15 protein-coding genes are annotated in these 21,615 nt (G+C 64.2%); 8 read left to right on the forward strand and 7 right to left on the reverse strand.

Annotation, left to right across the window (positions count from 1 at the left end):
• Positions 1–350: 350 nt before the first annotated feature.
• The 6 genes from recC to ACFY9W_RS06280 all read left to right on the forward strand — a co-directional run bounded on the left by recC (position 351) and on the right by ACFY9W_RS06280 (position 12,117).
• Entirely contained in the window at positions 351–3,833 is a 3,483-nt protein-coding gene (gene recC / locus ACFY9W_RS06255) for an exodeoxyribonuclease V subunit gamma (RefSeq protein WP_391127229.1), read from the forward strand.
• Positions 3,830–7,504: an exodeoxyribonuclease V subunit beta gene (recB, locus tag ACFY9W_RS06260; RefSeq protein ID WP_391127232.1), complete on the forward strand. Its 3,675-nt coding sequence runs from the start codon at positions 3,830–3,832 to the stop codon at positions 7,502–7,504. Before recC ends, recB begins: the two co-directional genes overlap by 4 nt.
• 8 nt (positions 7,505–7,512) lie before the next feature.
• The gene (recD, locus tag ACFY9W_RS06265; protein WP_391127776.1) at positions 7,513–9,588 is read left to right on the forward strand and encodes an exodeoxyribonuclease V subunit alpha; all 2,076 of its coding nucleotides are present in this window, start codon (positions 7,513–7,515) and stop codon (positions 9,586–9,588) included.
• Positions 9,589–9,786: 198 nt separating this feature from the next.
• Positions 9,787–10,353, forward strand: a complete 567-nt coding sequence (locus ACFY9W_RS06270; protein ID WP_391127235.1) for a YfiR/HmsC family protein — start codon at positions 9,787–9,789, stop codon at positions 10,351–10,353.
• Positions 10,350–11,621, forward strand: a complete 1,272-nt coding sequence (locus tag ACFY9W_RS06275) for a diguanylate cyclase domain-containing protein (RefSeq protein WP_391127238.1) — start codon at positions 10,350–10,352, stop codon at positions 11,619–11,621. The genes ACFY9W_RS06270 and ACFY9W_RS06275 overlap by 4 nt, the downstream gene beginning before the upstream one ends.
• Before the next feature lie 4 nt (positions 11,622–11,625).
• Positions 11,626–12,117 (forward strand): OmpA family protein, encoded by a 492-nt coding sequence (locus ACFY9W_RS06280; RefSeq protein ID WP_391127241.1) that lies wholly within the window; start codon positions 11,626–11,628, stop codon positions 12,115–12,117.
• 131 nt (positions 12,118–12,248) lie between these two features.
• On the opposite strand, the gene ACFY9W_RS06285 is transcribed toward ACFY9W_RS06280, so the two are convergent.
• Entirely contained in the window at positions 12,249–13,199 is a 951-nt protein-coding gene (locus ACFY9W_RS06285; RefSeq protein WP_391127244.1) for a LysR substrate-binding domain-containing protein, read from the reverse strand.
• A 132-nt stretch (positions 13,200–13,331) separates the two neighbouring features.
• Between ACFY9W_RS06285 and ACFY9W_RS06290 the strand changes: the two genes are divergently transcribed.
• Positions 13,332–14,858, forward strand: coding sequence for a CoA-acylating methylmalonate-semialdehyde dehydrogenase (locus tag ACFY9W_RS06290; protein ID WP_391127247.1), 1,527 nt, complete (start codon positions 13,332–13,334; stop codon positions 14,856–14,858).
• 9 nt (positions 14,859–14,867) lie between these two features.
• On the forward strand, positions 14,868–15,755 hold the full coding sequence (mmsB, locus tag ACFY9W_RS06295) for a 3-hydroxyisobutyrate dehydrogenase (protein ID WP_391127250.1): 888 nt from the start codon (positions 14,868–14,870) through the stop codon (positions 15,753–15,755).
• Positions 15,756–15,980: 225 nt separating this feature from the next.
• On the opposite strand, the gene ACFY9W_RS06300 is transcribed toward mmsB, so the two are convergent.
• From ACFY9W_RS06300 to ACFY9W_RS06325, 6 genes are all read right to left on the reverse strand, one after another.
• Positions 15,981–16,325 (reverse strand): cupin domain-containing protein, encoded by a 345-nt coding sequence (locus tag ACFY9W_RS06300; protein WP_003258412.1) that lies wholly within the window; start codon positions 16,323–16,325, stop codon positions 15,981–15,983.
• A 96-nt stretch (positions 16,326–16,421) separates the two neighbouring features.
• A complete protein-coding gene (locus ACFY9W_RS06305) occupies positions 16,422–17,354 on the reverse strand; it encodes a phosphatidate cytidylyltransferase (protein WP_391127254.1) in 933 nt (310 codons plus the stop codon).
• 1 nt (position 17,355) lies between these two features.
• Positions 17,356–17,979, reverse strand: coding sequence for a 1-acyl-sn-glycerol-3-phosphate acyltransferase (locus ACFY9W_RS06310; protein WP_391127257.1), 624 nt, complete (start codon positions 17,977–17,979; stop codon positions 17,356–17,358).
• 10 nt (positions 17,980–17,989) lie between these two features.
• Entirely contained in the window at positions 17,990–18,421 is a 432-nt protein-coding gene (locus ACFY9W_RS06315) for a hypothetical protein (protein WP_391127260.1), read from the reverse strand.
• The gene (locus ACFY9W_RS06320; RefSeq protein ID WP_391127263.1) at positions 18,418–19,830 is read right to left on the reverse strand and encodes a dual specificity protein phosphatase family protein; all 1,413 of its coding nucleotides are present in this window, start codon (positions 19,828–19,830) and stop codon (positions 18,418–18,420) included. The genes ACFY9W_RS06315 and ACFY9W_RS06320 overlap by 4 nt, the downstream gene beginning before the upstream one ends.
• Positions 19,831–21,585: an alpha/beta fold hydrolase gene (locus ACFY9W_RS06325; RefSeq protein WP_391127266.1), complete on the reverse strand. Its 1,755-nt coding sequence runs from the start codon at positions 21,583–21,585 to the stop codon at positions 19,831–19,833.
• Positions 21,586–21,615 lie beyond the last annotated feature (30 nt).

The raw sequence follows: 21,615 nt of genomic DNA on the forward strand, positions 1-21,615 counted from the left end.
CAGTGAAACGATGCATCGCCGATGGTAGTGTGGGGTTTCCCCATGTGAGAGTAGGTCATCGTCAAGATTCATTTCGCAAAACCCCTATCTGCGCATGCAGGTAGGGGTTTTGTCTTTGTGGGCCAAAAAAGTCCCCTGGCCTCACAACAATTCCTGTGGGAGCGGGCGCGCCCGCGAAGCAGAGAACGCGGTGGATGGCACCGGCTTTGCCGGTGTTCGCGGGCGTGCCCGCTCCCACAGGGATTTGCGCCAGCATTCAGAAATTGAGCAAGACAGTCGCTCCCACAGGTAACGCATCACGCGTGATATCGTTCCCCCCACCGACCTCAGCAGCTGCCAGAGAGTTTCCGATGCCCCACAACACCCATCTCCACCCCGGCTTCATGATCGTCCACGGCAACCGCCTCGACGACCTGCGCAGCCTGGTAGTGAGCTGGATGCGTCGCTACCCCCTGGCGCCGCTGGAAAACGAAATCGCGCTGGTACAAAGCAATGGCATCGCCCAATGGCTCAAGTTGGCCTTGGCCGAAGACCCGCAGGCCGACGACCTGGGCGGCTGTGGCATCGCCGCTGCAATCGATGTGCAATTGCCTGGCAGCTTCATGTGGACGCTGTATCGGAGCGTGCTGGGCCGCGACGAGATCCCGGAAGTTTCCCTGCTCGACAAGGCACCGCTAACCTGGCGCCTCATGCGCCTGCTGCCAGCGTTGATCGAGCGCCCGCATTTCGAGCCGCTGCGGCGTTTCCTTACCGATGACAGCGACCTGCGCAAGCGTTACCAACTCGCCGAGCGGCTGGCCGACCTGTTCGACCAGTACCAGGTCTACCGTGCCGACTGGCTAAAGGACTGGGCTGCGGGCGAGCACATCCTCAATACTGCACGGGGCGAGCGCAAAGCGCTGCCTGGGGGCAACCGCTGGCAAGCCGAACTGTGGCGTGCGCTGCTGGACGATGTCGGCGAAGAGGGGATGGCACAGAGCCGCGCCGGGGTGCATCAACGCTTCATCGAGCGTATCAACAGCCTGCAGGAGGCACCTGCCGGGCTGCCATCGCGGGTAATCGTATTCGGCATTTCCTCGCTGCCAGCCCAGGCTCTGGAAGCACTGGCCGGGTTGGCGCGCTTTAGTCAGGTGCTGTTGTGCGTGCACAACCCCTGCCGCCACCACTGGGCCGATATCGTTGCCGACAAGGACCTGCTGCGCCATCAGTACAAGCGCCAGCAGCGCAAACAAGGCATGCCCCTGCAACTGGACGACCAGTCGTTGCATCAGCACGCCCACCCGTTGCTGGCTGCGTGGGGCAAGCAAGGCCGGGACTACATCAACCTGCTCGACAGCTACGACGACCCAGGCAGTTACCAAGGTGTATTCAGCGATGGTCGCATCGACCTGTTCAGTGACGGCTCGCCCACCACGCTGCTGAACCAGCTGCAAGACGACATCCTCGAGCTGCGCCCGCTCGCCGAAACCCGCGAGCTATGGTCGCCCGTCGATACCGCAAAAGACCGCTCCATTCGTTTCCACATTGCCCACAGCCCGCAACGCGAAGTGGAGATCCTTCACGACCAGTTGCTGGCCCGCTTCAGCGCCGACCCCACGCTACGCCCGCGTGACGTAATCGTCATGCTGCCGGCCATCGACACCTACGCGCCACATATCCGCGCCGTATTCGGCCAGTTGCAGCGCAATGACCCGCGCTTTATCCCCTTCACCCTCACCGACCAGGGCCAGCGCGGCCGCGAGCCATTGCTGATTGCCCTCGAGCACCTGCTCAAGTTGCCGGACAGCCGCTTTGCGGTCAGCGAAGTGCTCGACCTGCTGGACGTTCCGGCAGTCCGCGCCCGCTTCGGCATCCGCGAAAACGACCTGCCCACGCTTCACCGCTGGATCGAGGGTGCCGGCATACGCTGGGGGCTCAATGCCGAGCAGCGTGCCAGCCTGGGCTTGCCCGCAGGGCTTGAGCAGAACAGCTGGCGTTTCGGCTTGCGGCGCATGTTGCTGGGTTACGCGGTGGGTGTGGGTGACGCGTGTGACGGCATTGAGCCCTACGATGAAATTGGTGGCCTGGATGCGGCACTGATCGGCCCGCTGGCCGCGCTGCTCGATGCACTCGAAGTGGCGTGTCAGGCTTTGGCCGAGCCTGCTACCGTCAGCCAGTGGGGCGAGCGCCTGAATGCATTGTTGCAGGTGTTCTTCCTTGCCGAGGGCGAGCGTGATGAACTGTTGCTGATGCAATTGCAGGACCTGCGCGACAGCTGGCTTGAAGTATGCGAGGCCGTTGGCCTCCACGACCCGCTGCCATTGACCGTGGTGCGTGAAGCCTGGCTGTCGGGCCTCGACCAAGGCAAGCTGTCGCAACGCTTCCTCGCCGGCGCGGTGAATTTCTGCACCCTGATGCCGATGCGTGCCATCCCGTTCCGCGTGGTCTGCCTGCTGGGCATGAACGATGGCGACTACCCCCGCGCCCAGCAGCCGCTGGACTTTGACCTGATGGCCAGCGACTACCGCCCAGGTGACCGCTCGCGCCGCGAGGATGACCGATACTTGCTGCTCGAAGCGCTGCTATCGGCACGTGACCAGCTCTATGTCAGCTGGGTCGGGCGCAGTATCCGCGACAACAGCGAACGCCCGGCCTCGGTGCTGATCGGTCAGTTGCGCGATCACCTCGCCGCCGGCTGGCAGCTGGCCGGTGCGGAGCACGGGCAGCCTGCACAACCGGGCGAACAGCTGCTGCATGCCATGACCCAGGAGCACCCGCTGCAGCCATTCAGCCCGCGTTACTTCCAGAAGGGCAGCCCGTTGTTCAGCTTTGCCCACGAATGGCAGGTGCTGCACCGGCAGGACCAGCAGGACGAGCAGGGCGACTCCACCCTGGCGCCTTATCACGACGATGAAGCCTTGACCCTGACCCAGCTGAACGACTTCCTGCGCCACCCGGTGCGGCATTTCTTCAGTCAGCGGCTGAAGGTGTACTTCGAAGCGCTGGAGGCACCCACCCCGGACGAAGAACCCTTTGTCCTCGACACCCTGCAACGCTACGGCGCCAGTGAAAGTTTGCTGGGTGCAGCCTTGTCCGAGCCGGATAACGCCGAGCAAGCCTTGCACGCCCAGGCCCATCGCCTGCAAGCCTGTGGCCTGCTGCCGCTGGCCGGTTTCGGCGAGCTGCTGCAAAGCGAACTGATTGAACCACTACCCGACCTGCTGCAACGCCACGGCCAGTTGTTGCAACGCTGGCCGCAACTGGTCGAGGGCGCCTTGCCGGTGCATTTCGAGCACGGCCAGCATCGCCTTGAAGGTTGGCTGGGCCGGGTGTTCCAGGCGCCTGACCAGAGCCTGCTCAGCATCACCACCGTACCCAACACCATCAGCGCCGGGCGTAACAACCTCAAGTGGCACCGTTTGATTGCGCCCTGGGTCACGCACCTGGCAGCTTGCGCTGCGGGCTACCCTTACAACACTGCGTTGGTGGCCAGTGACCTGACCTTGTTGCTGGCACCATTGCCGCAAAACCAGGCCGCACAGCTACTGAGCGACCTGTTGGTGGCCCGCCAGGCAGCGATGAACGCGCCGCTGCCGGTTGCGGCCAAGACGGCATTCGCCTGGCTGGCCCAGGACGATGCCGACAAGGCGCTGGCAGCGGCTGCCCGCGCCTACGAAGGTGACGAGCGCACCAGCTTTGGCGAGCGTAGCGAGAGCATCGCCCTGGCACGCCAGTTCCGCGATTTTGCCGCACTCACCGCTGACGAAACCTTTGAAGGCTGGTGCGAAACGTTGTACCGCCCGTTGTTCACCGCCCCTTGGCAAACCCTGGGCAACCCGGAGAAAGGCGCATGACCCAGGCACGTCCATTGGCATTGAGTTTCCCGCTGCATGGCAGCCAGCTGATCGAGGCCAGCGCCGGTACGGGCAAGACCTTCACCATTTCGGCGCTCTACCTGCGGCTGATCCTCGGCCATGGTGGTGAGCAAGGCTTCGAGCGCGAACTGTTGCCTCCGCAAATCCTCGTGGTGACCTTCACCGACGCCGCCACCAAAGAACTGCGCGAACGTATCCGCGCCCGCCTGGCCGAAGCCGCCCGCTTCTTCCGTGGCGAACTTGAAGCTGCCGACCCGCTGTTGCACCAGTTGCGTGATGACTACCCGCAAGAGGCCTGGCCGCGTTGTGCCGGCCGCCTGGAAATCGCCGTGCAGTGGATGGACGAAGCCGCCGTGTCGACCATTCACGGCTGGTGCCAGCGCATGTTGCGCGAGCATGCTTTCGACAGCGGCAGCCTGTTCACCCAGACCCTGGAAACCGACCACAGCGAGCTGCTGGGCCAGGTGATGCGCGATTACTGGCGGCGTTTCTGTTATGGCATGCAGGGTGAGGCGCTGGCCTGGGTGCGCAGCCACTGGGTCAGCCCCGATGCCTTGCTGCCGCGCATCCGCCCGCTGTTTGGCCGTGTGCGTGCCCTGCAGGATGGGCCAGAACCCGCAGCACTGATCCAGGCATCGCTGCAGCAACGTGGTGAACAACTGGCCCGGCTCAAGGCGCCGTGGGCGCAGTGGTCCGAGGAGCTGCGGCAAATCTGCCGCGATGCACTGGCCGCCAAACAGGTCGACGGCCGCAAGATGCAGGCCCGCTACTTCGAGCCTTGGTTCGACAAGCTCTGCGCCTGGGCGGGTGATGAGCAACTGGTGGAGCTCGACCTGGGTACAGGCTTCACCCGCCTGACCCCGGCGGGCATGGCCGAAGCCTGGAAAGGCGAGCCACCCGAGCACCCGGCGCTGAACGCCATGCAGACCTTGCAGCAGCAATTGCAGGCCCTGGAAAGCCCGGATGCGCCCCTGCTCGAACATGCTGCCAACTGGGTATCGGCACGGTTCGAAGTGGAGAAGCGTCGGCGTGCGGAAATGGGCTTCGATGACATGCTGGTGCGCCTGCAATACGCCTTGGCCAGTGAGGCAGGTGAGCGCTTGGCCAGCCTGATCCGCGAACAGTTCCCGGTAGCGCTGATCGACGAATTCCAGGACACCGACCCGGTGCAGTACGGCATTTTCGAGCGCATCTACCAGATCAGCGAAAACCGCACGCAAACCGGCCTGTTCATGATTGGTGACCCCAAGCAGGCGATCTACGCCTTCCGGGGTGCCGATATCTACACCTACCTCGCTGCCCGGCGCGCCACCAGCGGCCGCCTGCACAGCCTGGACACCAACTACCGCTCCAGCAAGGCCATGGTTGCGGCGGTCAACCAGGTGTTCCTGCAGGCCGAGGCGCGTGAAACGGGGCGGGGTGCATTCCTGTTCCGCGAGGCCGATGACAACCCGCTGCCGTTCATCGAGGTACGCGCCAAAGGCCGTGGCGAGCAATTGCTGGTCGACGGTGAAGCGTGCGCAGCCTTGCAATGCTGGCAGCTGGAAAGCGAAGAGCCGGTTTCCAGCAGCGTCTACCGCCAGCAGTTGGCCGCCAGTTGCGCCAGCCATATCGTCGCCTTGCTCAATGGTGGGCAACAGGGCACGGTGGGCTTCCAGAACAGTGAGGGCACATTGCGCCCGTGCCTGCCCTCGGACATCGCCATCCTGGTGCGTGATGGCCATGAAGCGCAAATGGTGCGCGCCGAACTGGCTGCGCGTGACGTGCGCAGCGTGTACCTGTCCGATAAAGACTCGGTGTTTGCCGCCCAGGAAGCCCACGACCTGCTGGCCTGGCTCAAGGCCTGTGCCGAGCCTGACTCGGAGCGCCTGCTAAAGGCTGCACTTGCCAGCCTTACACTGGGCCTTTCGCTGGCCGCGCTGGACCGGTTGAACCAGGACGAGCGGGTCTGGGAAGGCTGGGTCATGCGTTTTCGTCATTACCGTGACACCTGGCAACGTCAGGGCGTGCTGCCGATGCTGCGGCACCTGCTGCACGACTTCCAGCTACCGCGCACGCTGATCCGTCGCAGTGATGGCGAACGGGTACTGACCAACCTGCTGCACCTGGCCGAGCTGTTGCAGCAGGCGTCCGGTGAGCTGGACGGTGAACAGGCGCTGATCCGTCACCTGGCCGAGCACCTGGCCAGTTCCGGGCAGGCGGGTGAAGAGCAGATCCTGCGCCTGGAAAGCGACGAACAGTTGGTCAAGGTCGTGACCATCCACAAGTCCAAGGGCCTGGAGTACCCCTTGGTCTATTTGCCGTTCATCTGCACCAGCAAACCGGTGGACGGCAGCCGCCTGCCGCTGGCCTGGCATGATAGCCAAGGCAACGCTCACCTCACCCTTACCCCGGACCAGGCGCAAATCGAGCGTGCCGACGACGAGCGCCTGGCCGAAGACTTGCGCCTGCTCTACGTCGCCCTGACCCGTGCCCAGCATGCTTGCTGGCTGGGTGTTGCCGACCTCAAGCGCGGCAACCAGAAAAGTTCGCAACTGCACCGCTCGGCATTTGGCTACTTGCTGGGTGGTGGCCTTGCCCTGGCGAGCTCCGGGCAACTTGCCGAGTGGTTGCAGGCATTGGCGGCGGCCTGCCCGCACATCGCGTGCCCAGGCCTGCCGCAGGCAGATGAGCAGTTGTATCGCATGCCACACGCCGAACGTGAGCTGCTGCCCGCACGCAAACCGCGCCGCTCGGCTGCCGAGCACTGGTGGATCGCTTCGTACAGTGCCCTGCGCGTCGGCGATCAGACGCTCGTTGCCGACAGCTCGCAGGCCCAGCAACTGCTGGATGACGAAGTGGCCGATGCCCAGGTACTGCGCGAGGTCCCGGCCGACAGCGGCGATATCCACCGTTTCCCGCGTGGGCCCAGCCCAGGCACCTTCCTTCATGGGTTGCTGGAATGGGCGGGCCATGAGGGGTTCGGCCAGGTCAGCAGCAACCCTCAGCTGATCGAACGTACGGTTGGCCAGCGCTGCAACCGCCGTGACTGGACGGGCTGGATTCCCACCCTTGACCAGTGGCTGCGACGTTTGCTGGTCGAGGCGCTGCCGTTGCCGGGCAACCAGCAGAGTGTGACCCTCGCGCAGTTGCAGCACTACCAGATCGAGATGGAGTTCTGGTTCGCCAGCCACCAGGTCGATGCCGAACAGCTCGACCGCCTGGTTGCACGCTACACCCACCCCGGCCTGGCGCGCCCTGCGGCGCAGCCGACCGTGCTCAACGGCATGTTCAAGGGCTTCATCGACCTGGCGTTCGAGCTGGACGGGCGGTACTACGTGGCCGATTACAAGTCCAACTGGCTGGGCCCGGACATCCAGGCCTACGATGCCATGGCCATGGAAAAGGCCATCATCGAGCATCGCTACGACCTGCAGTACGTGCTGTACCTGCTGGCGCTGCACCGGCAGTTGCGTGCCCGCCTGCCGGACTACGATTACGACCGCCATGTCGGCGGCGCCCTGTTCATCTTCCTGCGCGGCGCCAGCAGCAGCGGCCATGGCGTGTACCACACCAAGCCGCCACGCGAGCTGATCGAAAGCCTGGATGCGTTGTTCCGCGGTGAGCGTGCGCCCGCTCAGCAGGACCTGTTTGCCGGAGCTTTGATATGAGCCGCGCCATAAGCCGAAAGCTGGTCGACCTGTTACCCACCCCGCTGCACGCCGAGCACCTGTTGGCGCTGGCGCCGCAGCATGACAGCGGTGACCTGCTGCAACTGCTCGACCGCTGGGTAGAGCGGGGCTGGCTGCGTGCCCTGGACCGCGCGTTCGTGATGTTTCTTGAAGAGCGCGACCCCGGCAGTGACCCGTTGCTATTACTGGCGGCGGCGCTGGCCAGTCACCAGCTGGGCCATGGGCATGTCTGCCTGGACCTGCAACAAACCCTGGCTGAGCCCGATTTTGCCTTGTCGCTGCCGCCCGAAGGCGACGCCCTGACCGGCCCCTTGCTGCTGCCATCGCAGTTGTTGGCCAACCTCGATCTGCAGGCCTGGCGCCAGCGCATTGCTGCCAGCCCGCTGGTGGCTATCGGCGATACTCCAGGCCAGCAAGCTCGGCCGCTGGTGCTCAGCAGCGAGCGCTTGTACCTGCGCCGTTACTGGAGCTACGAGCGGCGCATCGACCATACCCTGCGTCAGCGCCTGACCCAGGCCGAGGCCCCACCGGCCGACCTGCCAGAGCGCCTGGCACAGTTGTTCGAAGCGGGTGCGCAAGCAGGCCAGGTGGACTGGCAGAAGCTCGCCTGCGCCCTGGCGACCCGTGCCGGTTTCAGCATCATCACCGGCGGCCCCGGCACCGGTAAAACCACCACAGTGGTGCGCCTGCTGGCGTTGTTGCAGGCGCCCGCGGTGGAGCAGGGCAGGCCGCTGCGCATTCGCCTGGCTGCGCCGACCGGCAAGGCGGCCGCTCGCCTCACAGAATCCATCGGCCAACAGGTCGAGCGCTTGCAGGTCAGCGCCGAGGTACGCGGGCAGATCCCCACCGAGGTCAGCACCGTGCACCGTCTGCTTGGCAGTCGCCCCGGCTCGCGGCACTTCCGCCACCATGCCGGCAACCCGCTGCCGCTGGATGTGCTGGTGGTGGACGAAGCATCGATGATCGACCTGGAAATGATGGCCAACCTGCTCGATGCCCTGCCACCACGCGCACGCCTGGTGCTACTGGGCGACAAGGACCAGCTGGCTTCGGTCGAAGCGGGTGCGGTACTGGGCGACCTGTGCCGTGATGCCGAGGAGGGCTGTTACTCGTCGGCGACCCAAGCTTGGCTGGAGCAGATTGGCGGCGAGTCGCTAGCCGGCAGTGGCCTGAAGGCCGGCGATGAACAACGCAACCCACTGGCCCAGCAGGTGGTCATGCTGCGCTTCTCACGGCGCTTTGGCGAAGGCAGCGGCATTGGCCAGCTGGCGCGGCTGGTCAACCGGCAGGAGTCCCACGCGGCGCGCAACCTGCTGGCCAAGCCGCCGGCCGACGTGCACAGCCTTGCCCTCAAGCACGAGCAGGACCGAGCATTCGACCGCCTGCTGCTCGACGGCCTGAACCGCGGCGCGGACGGTCCGCAGGGCTATCGCAGCTACTTGCGTACCCTTGGCCGCTACCGGCCTGCACTGGAAACCGCATTTGACGACCCCGCGTGGGAGCAATGGGCGGGCAAGGTGCTGCACAGTTTCGAGGACTTCCAGTTGTTGTGCGCGGTGCGCCGAGGTGCCTGGGGTGTCGAGGGCCTGAACGAGCGCGTGGCGCGGGTGCTGCACAATGCCGGCCTGATCGACAGCCAGCAGCCCTGGTACGAAGGGCGCCCGGTACTGGTGACGCGCAACGACTACGGCCTGGGCCTGATGAACGGTGACATCGGCATCGCCCTGCGCCTGCCGGATGAGCGTGGCGAGCCACTGCTGCGCGTGGCCTTCCCGCGTAACGACGGCAGTGGCGGCGTGCGTTTCGTCCTGCCCAGCCGGCTCAACGAAGTGGAAACGGTATTTGCCATGACCGTGCACAAGTCCCAGGGCTCGGAGTTCAGCCACACGGCACTGGTGCTGCCCGACGCTCTCAACCCGGTGTTGACCAAGGAGCTGGTGTATACCGGCATCACCCGTGCAAAGCACTGCTTCAGCCTGGTCGAGCCACGCCAGGGCATTTTCGAAGAGGCGGTGGCGCGCAAGGTAAGGCGTATTTCCGGGTTGATGCTCGAACAGGTGTAGGAGCGCGAAGGCCCTATCGCCGGCAAGCCAGCTCCCACAGGTACTGCATGGCCCTTGAAAGCTGCACTGTACTTGTGGGAGCTGGCTTGCCGGCGATAGGGCCTTCAATCCCCACACATACAGCGGCTCATTCCTACATTGATGCGGCCATGTGCTATCGTTGCGCCGATACCGTAAAGGACCTGAGAGATTTCCCACATGAACGTGGCCGCAAGGCGAGTGACAAGCTGTGCGCTTTCGCTATTGCTGGCCGCCCTGTTCATTTTTACAGGCCCCGCCCGGGCAGACACCGCCACAACCGCCGCCCAGGCGCAGCAACGCGCCAAGGCCGTCACCCAGGTCGTACTGGGCATCTTCAGCTACGCCCGCTGGCCCGTCGAACCCTCACCGTTGCGTTTGTGCCTGGTCGGCCCGACCGAATACGCCGATGACCTGATCAAAGGCCATGTGCAGGAGTCCGGCCGCCCGCTGCAAGTTCGGCGCTTGCTGGCAGATGATGCCCAGGTCGCCCAGGCCTGTGATGCCATCTACATCGGCAAACTCGACCAGGGCCAGCGCGACAAGCTGTTCGAGCGTGTCAGCGGTCACCCGGTACTGAGCATCAGCGAAGCGAACGACCCCTGCACCGTTGGCAGCCTGTTCTGCTTGCGGGTCAGTGACCAGCAGGTGGCCTTCGAGGTGAACCTGGATTCGGTGGCGCGTTCCGGCGTGCGCATCCACCCCAGCGTGCTGCAACTGTCGCGGCGCCGGGCGGTGCAGCCATGAAGGCCACCCGCAAGCCTGGCGTGCGCCCCACCCTGCGTTCGGTGCTGGGGCGTGGCCACCTCAGTGTCGCCCTGCTCGCCGTGGGCCTGGCCGGTATTTCGCTGACCCTCCTGGGTGTGCTCGCGCTGCGCGTCTACGCCAACCACAACCTGCACCTGATCGCCCGATCCATCAACTACACCGTGGAAGCCGCTGTGGTGTTCGACGACAGCGCCGCGGCCAACGAGTCGCTGGCGCTGATCGCCAGTAATGAGGAGGTGGCCGAGGCCAAGGTCTTCAACAACGAAGGCGAGCTGCTGGCGCACTGGCAACGCGGGGATACGGGCATGCTCGCCAAGCTTGAAGTGCAGGTGGCCACCGCCTTGCTGGATGAGCCGGTCAACCTGCCGATCATGCACCAGCAGCAGAAAGTCGGGCACACCGAATTGGTCGGTCAGGGCCGTAGCCTGTTGCTGTTTATGCTCAGTGGCTTGGCCGGCATCCTGTTCTGCACGATTCTCAGTGCCTTGGCCGCCCAGTATCTGTCGCGGCGCCTGCTCAGCAATATCACCCGCCCTCTGCGTGGCCTGGCCAGCGTTGCTCACGCCGCCCGCCGCGAGCGTAGCTTCGACAGGCGTGTGCCGGAAGCGCCGATTGCCGAGCTCAACGAACTGGGCAACGACTTCAATGCCCTGCTCGACGAGCTTGAAGTGTGGCAAAGCCACTTACAGAGCGAAAACCAGACCCTGGCCCACCAGGCCAGCCACGACAGCCTCACCGGGCTGCCCAACCGCGCCTTCTTCGAGGGGCGCTTGAGCCGCAGCGTGCGCAATGCGGCGCGGCAGCAGGAGCATCTGGCGCTGCTGTTCCTCGACAGCGACCACTTCAAGCAGATCAACGATACCCTCGGGCATGCCGCGGGCGACGAAGTGCTGATCAGTGTGGCCGAACGTGTGCGTGCCCAGCTGCGCGAGCACGACCTGGTGGCCCGCCTGGGCGGCGACGAGTTCGCCGTGCTGCTGACGCCGCTGCAGTCGCGTCAGGACGCTGAGCACATTGCCGAAAAGATTGTGGCCAGCATGAAGCTGCCGGTGCAGCTCGACAGCGGCCGAACTATCGCCACTTCGCTGAGTGTCGGTATTGCCTATTACCCGGACGACGGCGCTGACCCCGCCAGTCTTCTCAATGCCGCCGATGCGGCGATGTACCAGGCCAAACGCAAACGCCGTGGCCATTGGCAAGTGGCGCAGACGGAACGGTCCGCCAGTGAAATCAAGAACAGGAGCTGAACCCGTGATGCAAGCTTTACGTTTTCCCCTTTGGGCCTTGTTGCTCGCCGTGCTGGCGTTGACCGGTTGCCAGACTGCCCCACCCAAAGGCCTCACCCCCGAACAGATTGCCGTGCTCAAGCGCGAAGGCTTTACTCCAACCGATGAAGGCTGGGCCTACGACCTGTCCGGCAAAGTGCTGTTCGGTAGCGATCTGGATAGCCTCAACGGCCAGAGCCAGGAGATTGTCGAGCGCATTGGCAAGGCGCTGCTTGGCGTTGGCATCCAGGGCGTGCGAGTGGACGGGCATGCCGATGCGTCGGGCAAGGCGGCGTACAACCAGCAGCTGTCCGAGCGCCGTGCGCAGAGCGTGACCAAGGCACTGGTCGGGGTTGGCATGCTGGCGCAGAACATTCAGTCCCGAGGCCTGGGCAGTACCCAGCCGGTTGCGGACAACCGCACCAGCGCCGGGCGCACCGAGAACCGGCGGGTGTCCATTGTGGTGGCGTCTTACTGAGCCCAGTCTCGTGGCTCACCACATTCCACTGTGGGAGCGGGCGTGCCCGCGAAGCAGGCAACGCGGTGTCTGGCACCGGCTTCGCCGGTGTTCGCGGGCGCGCCCGCTCCCACAGAATCGGTGTTGCCCCGTCACTCCTGGGCAAAGCGAATCTGCCGCGTTTCCCCCATCAACAACGGCGCATTCGCCTCGGTCACGCCACGGATGTAATCCCACAGCAAGGTAATCCGCTTCAACTTGCGCAAATCCTCCCGGCAATACATCCAGAACTGCCGCGTCACCTCGATCTCCTCCGGCAATACCGTCACCAGGCGCGGGTCCTGCGCCGCCAGGAAGCACGGCAGTATGGCCAACCCACGGCCTTGCAACGCGGCGGTGTATTGCGCAATCACACTGGTACTGCGTAAGTGCGCGCTGGCGCTTGGAATCAGGTTGGCCAGGTAAAGCAGTTCCGAACTGAACGCCAGATCATCCACATAACTGATAAAGGGATGTTTGGCCAGGTCCGCCACCTGGCGAATCGGCGCATGGCTGTCCAGGTAGTCCTGGGTCGCATACAGCCGCAAGCGGTAATCACACAGCTTGCAGCACACGTAAGGCCCGTGCTCCGGCCGCTCCAGCGCGATCACGATGTCTGCCTCGCGCTTGGACAGGCTGATGAAGTGCGGCAGCGGCAGGATATCCACGGAAATCGCCGGGTAGGCATCCACAAAGTGGCTCAGCTGCGGGGTAATGAAAAAGCTGCCAAAGCCCTCGGTGCAGCCCATGCGCACATGCCCCGACAACGCCACGCCCGACCCGGACACCTGCTCGCAGGCCATGTGCAGTGTGCTTTCGATCGACTCGGCATAGCCCAGCAGGCGCTGGCCCTCGGCAGTGAGGACAAAGCCGTTGGTCCGCGACTTTTCGAACAGCAACGTGCCTAGCGCCCCCTCCAGCGAGCTGATGCGCCGCGACACCGTGGTGTAGTCCACGCTCAGCCGTTTGGCAGCACTGCTGGCCTTGCGGGTTCGGGCCACTTCAAGGAAAAACTTCAAATCGTCCCAGTTGAGCGCGCTCAGGGATGTGAGGTCTTTTTGCATGATGATCCGGTTTTTTTGTGCGTTCTTGTTGGATGTTTGCACATCTATACTCGAAACAAGCCTCAGGACGCCACCTCGCGTTTGCTTGGCGCTGGCGATCTCGTCCCGACAATAATTCCAAGGAGAACGCAGATGAACGCACCGCAATCCCCGAACCCGACCAAGGTCGAGCAGGTGAAGCTGCTGATCGACGGCCAGTGGGTCGAGTCGAAGACCACCGAATGGCGCGACATCGTCAACCCGGCCACCCAAGAGGTGCTGGCGCGCGTACCGTTCGCGACAGTAGAAGAAGTCGATGCAGCCGTAGCCGCTGCCCACCGAGCCTTCAAGACCTGGCGAGACACCCCGATTGGCGCGCGCATGCGCATCATGCTCAAGCTGCAGGCGCTGATCCGCGAACATAGCAAGCGCATTGCCCAGGTGCTCAGCGCCGAGCAGGGCAAAACCCTGGCTGACGCCGAAGGTGATATTTTCCGCGGCCTGGAAGTGGTGGAACACGCCGCTTCCATCGGCACCTTGCAGATGGGTGAATTCGCCGAAAACGTCGCCGGCGGTGTCGATACCTACACCCTGCGCCAGCCTATCGGCGTATGTGCCGGCATCACCCCGTTCAATTTCCCGGCGATGATCCCGCTGTGGATGTTCCCCATGGCCATCGTCTGCGGCAACACCTTCGTGCTCAAACCGTCCGAGCAGGACCCGCTGTCGACCATGCTGCTGGTCGAGCTGGCGCTGGAAGCCGGCGTACCCGCCGGTGTGCTGAACGTGGTGCACGGTGGCAAACAGGTGGTGGATGCCATCTGCACCCATCAGGACATCAAGGCGATTTCCTTCGTTGGCTCTACCGAAGTGGGTACCCACGTGTACAACCTGGGCAGCCAGCACGGCAAGCGCGTGCAGTCGATGATGGGCGCCAAGAACCACGCCGTGGTGCTGCCCGATGCCAACCGTACGCAAACCATCAATGCCCTGGTCGGTGCCGCCTTCGGCGCGGCGGGTCAGCGCTGCATGGCCACCTCGGTGGCGGTGCTGGTGGGCAAGGCCCGTGAGTGGCTGCCGGACATCAAGGAAGCAGCCAGCAAGCTCAAGGTCAATGCCGGGTGTGAGCCGGGCACCGATGTCGGCCCGGTGGTTTCCAGACGCGCCAAGGAACGTGTGCTGGGCCTGATCGAAAGCGGCATCAAGGAAGGCGCCAAGCTGGAACTCGATGGCCGCGACGTCACGGTGCCGGGTTACGAGCAAGGCAACTTCGTTGGCCCAACCCTGTTCTCGGGGGTGAAGACTGACATGCAGGTCTACACCCAGGAAATCTTCGGCCCGGTGCTGGTGACCCTGGAGGTCGATACCCTCGACGAAGCCATCGCCCTGGTCAACGCCAACCCGTTCGGCAACGGCACTGGCCTGTTCACCCAAAGCGGCGCGGCAGCGCGCAAGTTCCAGAGCGAAATCGATATCGGCCAGGTTGGCATCAACATCCCGATCCCGGTACCGGTGCCGTTCTTCAGCTTCACAGGCTCCCGTGGCTCCAAGCTCGGCGACCTCGGCCCGTACGGCAAGCAGGTGGTGCAGTTCTACACTCAGACCAAGACCGTCACCGCCCGCTGGTTCGATGACGACAGCGTCAACGACGGTGTGAACACCACCATCAGCCTGCGCTAAGGAGACGTCATGCGTATTGCATTCATTGGCCTGGGCAACATGGGCGCGCCCATGGCCCGCAACCTGATCAAGGCCGGGCACCAGTTGAACCTGTTTGACCTGAACAAAACCGTTCTGGCCGAGCTGGCAGAACTGGGTGGGCAGATCAGCCCGTCGCCCAAGGACGCGGCAGCCAACAGCGAGCTGGTCATCACCATGCTGCCGGCGGCGGCCCATGTGCGCAGCGTGTACCTGAACGAAGATGGCGTGCTGGCCGGTATTCGTGCCGGTACGCCTACCGTGGACTGCAGCACCATCGATCCGCAGACTGCCCGTGATGTGTCCAGGGCCGCAGCGGCCAAAGGCGTGGACATGGGCGATGCGCCGGTGTCCGGTGGCACTGGCGGTGCGGCAGCCGGCACCCTGACCTTCATGGTCGGCGCCAGCGTCGAGCTGTTCGCCACCCTCAAGCCGGTACTGGAGCAGATGGGCCGCAATATCGTGCACTGTGGTGAAGTCGGCACCGGGCAGATCGCCAAGATCTGCAACAACCTGCTGCTGGGCATCTCGATGATCGGCGTGTCCGAGGCCATGGCCCTGGGCAACGCGCTAGGCATCGATACCAAGGTGCTGGCCGGCATCATCAACAGCTCGACCGGGCGTTGCTGGAGTTCGGACACCTACAACCCGTGGCCGGGCATTATCGAAACCGCGCCAGCGTCGCGTGGCTATACCGGTGGCTTTGGCGCCGAACTGATGCTCAAGGACCTGGGGCTGGCCACCGAAGCGGCGCGCCAGGCACACCAGCCGGTGATCCTGGGGGCCGTGGCCCAGCAGTTGTATCAGGCCATGAGCTTGCGTGGCGAGGGGGGTAAGGATTTCTCGGCTATCGTCGAGGGGTATCGCAAGAAAGACTGACGCAAGAGGTGGGCTTCATCGCGGGCCAGGTGGCCTTCCCTCTGTAACTGCGCACCAGAGGGAAGGGCACCTGCCCCGCGATTTTTTTTGCCCCGATTCTGCAGGCGCCACATAACCCTGTGGGAGCGGGCATGCCCGCGAAAACCGGCAAAGCCGGTGCCATCCACCGCACTGCCTGTTTCGCGGGCGCGCCCGCTCCCACATAGTTAGTTGTGCAGTGTCTGATCAGGCGAAGACGAAATACTTGCGCACGGTCTCGACCACTTCCCAGGTGCCTTTCATCCCCGGCTCGATCACGAACACGTCACCGGCCTTCAGGTGCTTCGGCTCTTCGCCTTCCGGGGTGATGATGCAGTAGCCATCGAGGAAGTGACAGAACTCCCACTTCTCGTAATTGACCTCGAACTTGCCCGGGGTGCAGATCCAGGTGCCCATGATCTTGCTGCCGTCGGCCGACAGGTAGGCATTGAGGTTGACGGTGTGCGGATCGCCGCCGATGCGCTTCCACTTGGTGGCGTCCACGACCGGCGTCGGGCAGGTTTCGCGCAGGACGGTGATGAAATCGGACATGGGGCAACTCCTGGTGACTGGTTGAGTGACTGGTCACCATAGGGCCATCGGCCGAGCCGCAGTTGCCTGGGCTCGACGTCCAGCTGTCTGGTCGCGCTATGCCCACCAATACCGCACAAAGTGGAAGAACACCGGCGCCGCAAAGCACACCGAATCCATGCGGTCGAGCATGCCGCCATGGCCTTCGATCATGTGCCCCCAGTCCTTCACCCCGCGGTCGCGCTTGATTGCCGACATCACCAGCCCGCCGAAGAAGCCCATGGCGTTCACCGCCAACGCCATCAGCGCGGCCTGCCAGAAGGTGAACGGGGTAATCCAGCACAGCAGGGCGCCGATCAGGGTGGCCAGTGCCACACCGCCGGCCAGCCCTTCGACAGTCTTGGACGGGGACAGGTTGGGCGCCACCTTGTGTTTGCCAAACAGCTTGCCGCACACGTACTGCAACACGTCACTGATCTGGACCACCAGAATCAGCCAGGCGATCAACAACAGGTTGCGGCCCTCGTAACCCGGGATATCCAGCGTCATCAAGGCGGGTACGGACGACACGCAGTACACCGCGATCATCAGCCCCCACTGCACTTTCGAGGCGCGTTCGAGAAAACGCGTGGTGTCGCCGCCAAGGCTGGCCAGGATTGGCAGCAGCAGGAACAGGTACACCGGGATGAAGATGCTGAACAGGCCGTACCAGTCCATGGCGATCAGCACGTACTGCACCGGCAGCGCCACATAGAACGCCGCCACCAGCGCCGGGTAGTCGCTGCGCCGGGTCGGGGTAAGGGTCATGAACTCGCGCAGGGCATAGAACGACACGCCGTAGAACAGCACGATCACGCCGTACTTGCCGAACAGGAAGGCGATGCCGATCACCAGCACCATCACCCACCAGGCGTTGATGCGGGCGTTGAGGTTGTCGATTACCGCATGCGGTGCTTGGCCGGCGCGCCATTTGAGCAGGCGGCCGATCACGCTGGCGAGCAGCAGCAGGGCGCCGATGCCGGCGAACAGCGAAAGGGTGTTGTTGTCCATGTCAGGCATCCTTCGGGGCCAGGTTCAGCAGGGCCTGGCTGGCCCGCTCGAGAAAGGCCTGCTTGCTTTCATTAGCGTGCAGGTGCAGCGGTTCGCCAAAGCTCAGTGTGCACAGCAATGGCAGGGGCAGGGCACGGCCCTTGGGCATCACCCGGTTGAGGTTGGCGATCCAGACCGGTACCAGCTCGACGTCGGGGTTGGCTGCCGCCAGGTGGTACAAGCCGCTTCTGAACGGCATCAGCGGTTCGTCACCCAGGTTGCGGGTACCCTCCGGGAAGAAGATCAGCGAGTCGCCCTGGGCCACGGCTTCGAGGATCGGTTGCAGCGGGCTGGCCTGGCCTTCGCTGCGTTGGCGGTCGATCAGCACGCCGTTGAACACCTTGCGAATGAGAAAGTCGCGAATGCCCGGCTTGGCCCAGTAGTCCGCGCCAGCCACCGGGCGGGTGCGCTTGCGCAGCGGTTGCGGCAAGGAGGCCCACAGCAGCACGAAGTCACCATGGCTGCTGTGGTTGGCAAAGTACAGGCGCTGCACCGGCAGCGGCGTGCAACCCAGCCACAGGGCGCGGGCGCCCGTGATCAGGCGGGCGGCGGAGGTGATGACGTAGGCGGTCAGGTTGGCGAGCATGGGGCGTTCGTTATCCCTTCAAAGGCAGTGTCAGCAGGGTAGCCAAGGCTAGCGAGAGCTGCAGGCCCAGGCATACGGCCTGACGGCGCAACAGGCCTAGTGCGGCCTGGCTGCGGGCAGGCCAGGCGCGGCTGTCGGTGGCCTGTGGTTTGAGTTTCAGTTCGAACAAGGCGCGGTCCAGGGCCTGGGTGTCTGCCGCCAGGTCTGCGCTATTGGCAAGGTGGGCAAACAGCTCGGCATCGATTGCCACGCGGATGGCCCAGTACTTGTGCAGCACGCCGAGCGCCAGCAGCACGCTGCACAGCAGGCTGGCCAGCGGTTGCAGTGGGGCATTCAGCAGAGGTGCAAGGCCGTAGGCCAGGGCCAGCAAGGTGAGGCCGTCGGACAGGCGTTCCAGCTGTTTGCCTCGGCCCAGCAGGCTGGCAACCACGCGCAGGTTCATGGCTGTGCTCCCAGTTGCTGGAGCACATGGCGATGGGCACTGTGCAAGACGATGCCGGGGCGTGCTTTACGGATAAGGGATTCTGCCTGCTGGGCGTCATCGCAGCGGCCGGTAACGATCAGCCAGGCTGCCACGGCAGTGGCGCTGCGTGAGTAACCCAGGGCGCAGCAGACCAGTACCGGGCCTTGGGCGCGCAGGTGTTCGATGGCGTTGGCGGCCTGCCGTAGCAGGGCAATGTCTGGGGCTATCAAGTCCAGTGCAGGAAAACACTGATAGCCGAGAACTGACACGACCTCTGTGGGAGCGGGCGTGCCCGCGAAGCAGGCGCCGCGGTGGATGGCACGGGCTTCGCCCGTGTTCGCGGGCACGCCCGCTCCCACAATGGGAGCACCAGCGTTTGGCAGCTCCGCACACAGATCGACAATCGCAGCAAATTTCTCCCCCTCTCCGTGTCCTGGAATGCGCCCAAGGTATACGCCATCGCATACCTCATCCGCTTGAGGGTGGCCCTTCGTCCAAAGCCGCGAATTGAGCCACGCACCTGCCAGATAGGGCGCCAACAGCCACCGGCTCGCATTCGACAAGCGCCCGTCGACACCCTTCTGAAAACCACCCGCCCCGAACACGGCGTAGTTCAGCGCCACCAGCCCCAATGACACCGCCGGCCAACTCAACCACAGCCAAGCCCCGCCCATCGCAGCGGCAGGGAGTACACACAACAGCGCGCCCAAGGCATAACAACCGGCGACCTTCCAGCGCTTGGCATCCTGAGCAAGACGGGCCGCCTGAAAGGGCAGGCGCCCCGGATACCGCCACAGCCACAGGCAGGCAAACCCGGCCAGCGCCCCAGTGGGCACATCGATGAAATGATGCTGCCAGGTGGTCAGCACCGACACCCCGATCAGCGCCATCCAGCCATGCATCAGCCAACGCCAGGGCTGGCGTCGCACATGCCGGGCAAACATCGTCCAGATAATCACCAGCAAGGCGATGTGCAGCGAAGGCGCCTGGTTGAACGGCTTGTCGAAGCCCATCAACACATCGAACAGCCAGCCGAACAGCCCACCCAGCTCCGGCCGCTCAAAGGTGAAGCGCAGCGGCCACAGCAGGAAACAGGAGACGCTGATCACCTGTGCGCTGAGTAGCGCCAGCGCGTGGCGGTCCATTTCCTGGCGTGTGCGCGGCAGCAGGAAGGACAACCCGTAAAGCAAGTCGATCGACCAGTACGGGATGATCGTCCAGGGCCACAGCGGCATGCCGTGCTCCCAGCCGAACACCAGGCTGCCGACATCACTGCGCCCAGCCGTGTAATGGTTCGCCAGCCCATAGCTGATGAAGAACAACGGCCCCAGCAGCAGTAGCCAGAACACGCCCCGGCGGATCAACCCAGGCTCGCGTGGCGGGCTCACTCAGCGCACCCGCTGTGCCAGGCTGACGCTGAAAATGCCCCATTCATCGATACGCTGGGCCAGCTTGCGGAAGCCCGCCGCCTCAACCAACTGGTCCATCTCGGCCTGGCTGCGGCGGCGCATTACCCAAGCCTCGCCACCGCGGTGGCTGATGAGCGCGCGGGCGATCATCTCCAGTTGCGGGTGCCATGGCTGGCCGGTGTAGACCAGGTAGCCGCCATCCTCTACGGCGTCGGCCAGCCCGGCCAGGGAATTGCCCACCAGTTGGTTACTGGGGAAGAGTTCGTACAGCCCTGACACCACGGCCAGCGTTGGGGGTTGTTCTAGCGTGGCCAGGCTCTGGCGATCGAAAGCATCGCCCTGGACGAAGCGGGCAGTGTCGGCCAGGCCCTTTTCGCTGATCAGCGCGCTGCCTTGCTGAACGTTCAGTTCGCTGTAGTCGCGCAGAAGGATCGAATCCGGCAACTGCTCAAGGTCTTGCAGGGCTTCGAGGATATAGCGGCCATGGCCGGCGGCGATATCGACAATGTGCACGGGCCGTTGTTGTTCACGCAGGCAGGCGATGGCCAGGCGCAGCAATTCTTCGACGTGCAGCTTGCGCTGGCGAATGCCACGCCAGCCGATGGCGTGGAGGTAGTTCTGGTCGATCAGGCGGCCCAGCTTGCCCTTGCCGGTCGGCTGGTTGCGGTAAACGTAGTCGAGGGTGCTGCCGGAATCGAAGCCGGTGTCAAAACCTAGCTTCACGCCCGCAGACAACCCCTTGCCCAGGCTCAAGCCGGCGCGGGTGGCGCGCCAGTAAAGATCGCGGGGCGAGTTGCGTGGCAGCGGGGCAGCCAGGCTTTCTGCCTCGGCGCAACTGGCGCCGGTCTTGTCGGCATCCAGCAGTGAAGGCAACGCGGCGGGGCTGGCGAAGCAATGGTCGACAAACCGTTCGATGCGCCTCAGGGCATGGGCCCGATCACGTTCACCCAAGGTGTCGTGGAAGAACCCGGGCAGGATGTGCATTTCCTTGCGTGTGCTGCCGAGCCGGTCGAAAAACCGTTCTTGCGGCTGGCGCTCGACCACGAAGTCGGCCCCTGAGACCAGCACTTGGGTTGGTACCTGAATGGCCTGCGCATCCGCCACCACCCGGTCGGCGGCCTCGTACAGGCCCAGCAGCATGGTCACGGAAATCGGCCGGCTGATCAGTGGGTCGGCCACATATGACATGACCCGCTCAGGGTCATGGGTGAGCAGGCGCGGCTTGACGTAGCTGTTGACGAAGAAGTTGCCGCGCAAGGCTTTCAGCAGCTTCAGGCCCGGGCGGGCGAATGGCACGTACAGTTTGACCTTGAATGCCGGCGAGGCCAGCACCAGGCAGCGTACCTTGGGTGCGTAGTCGTGGGCCCAGGTGGCAATCAGCACGGCGCCGACGCTTTGCGCCAGCACCACCATGTCCTGTTCGGCGATACCGTGGTGGGCCTGGATATGTTCGATGAAGGTTTGCACGTCGCGCACGCTGGTGGCAAACCCTGGGCTGTCGCCGCGTGCACCGGGCGACTGGCCATGGCCGCGGGCATCCCAGGCGAAGAAGTCATAGCCCGGCATGTCCAGCTCATCGGCCAGGTGGGCCATGCGCCCGCCGTGTTCGTGGCCCCGGTGGAACATCACCACGGCCCGGCGTGGCTGGTGTTCGTTGCGGGTGGCAGGCCAGTGACGGTAATGCAGCTCGACACCGTCATGGGTGGAGAAGTGCAGCGCTTGCGCTTGGCGCATGGTCAACGTCCTTTTGCGACGACTATAGGC

The sequence above is a fragment of the Pseudomonas sp. NPDC008258 genome (genome assembly GCF_042956345.1).
Lineage (GTDB): Bacteria > Pseudomonadota > Gammaproteobacteria > Pseudomonadales > Pseudomonadaceae > Aquipseudomonas.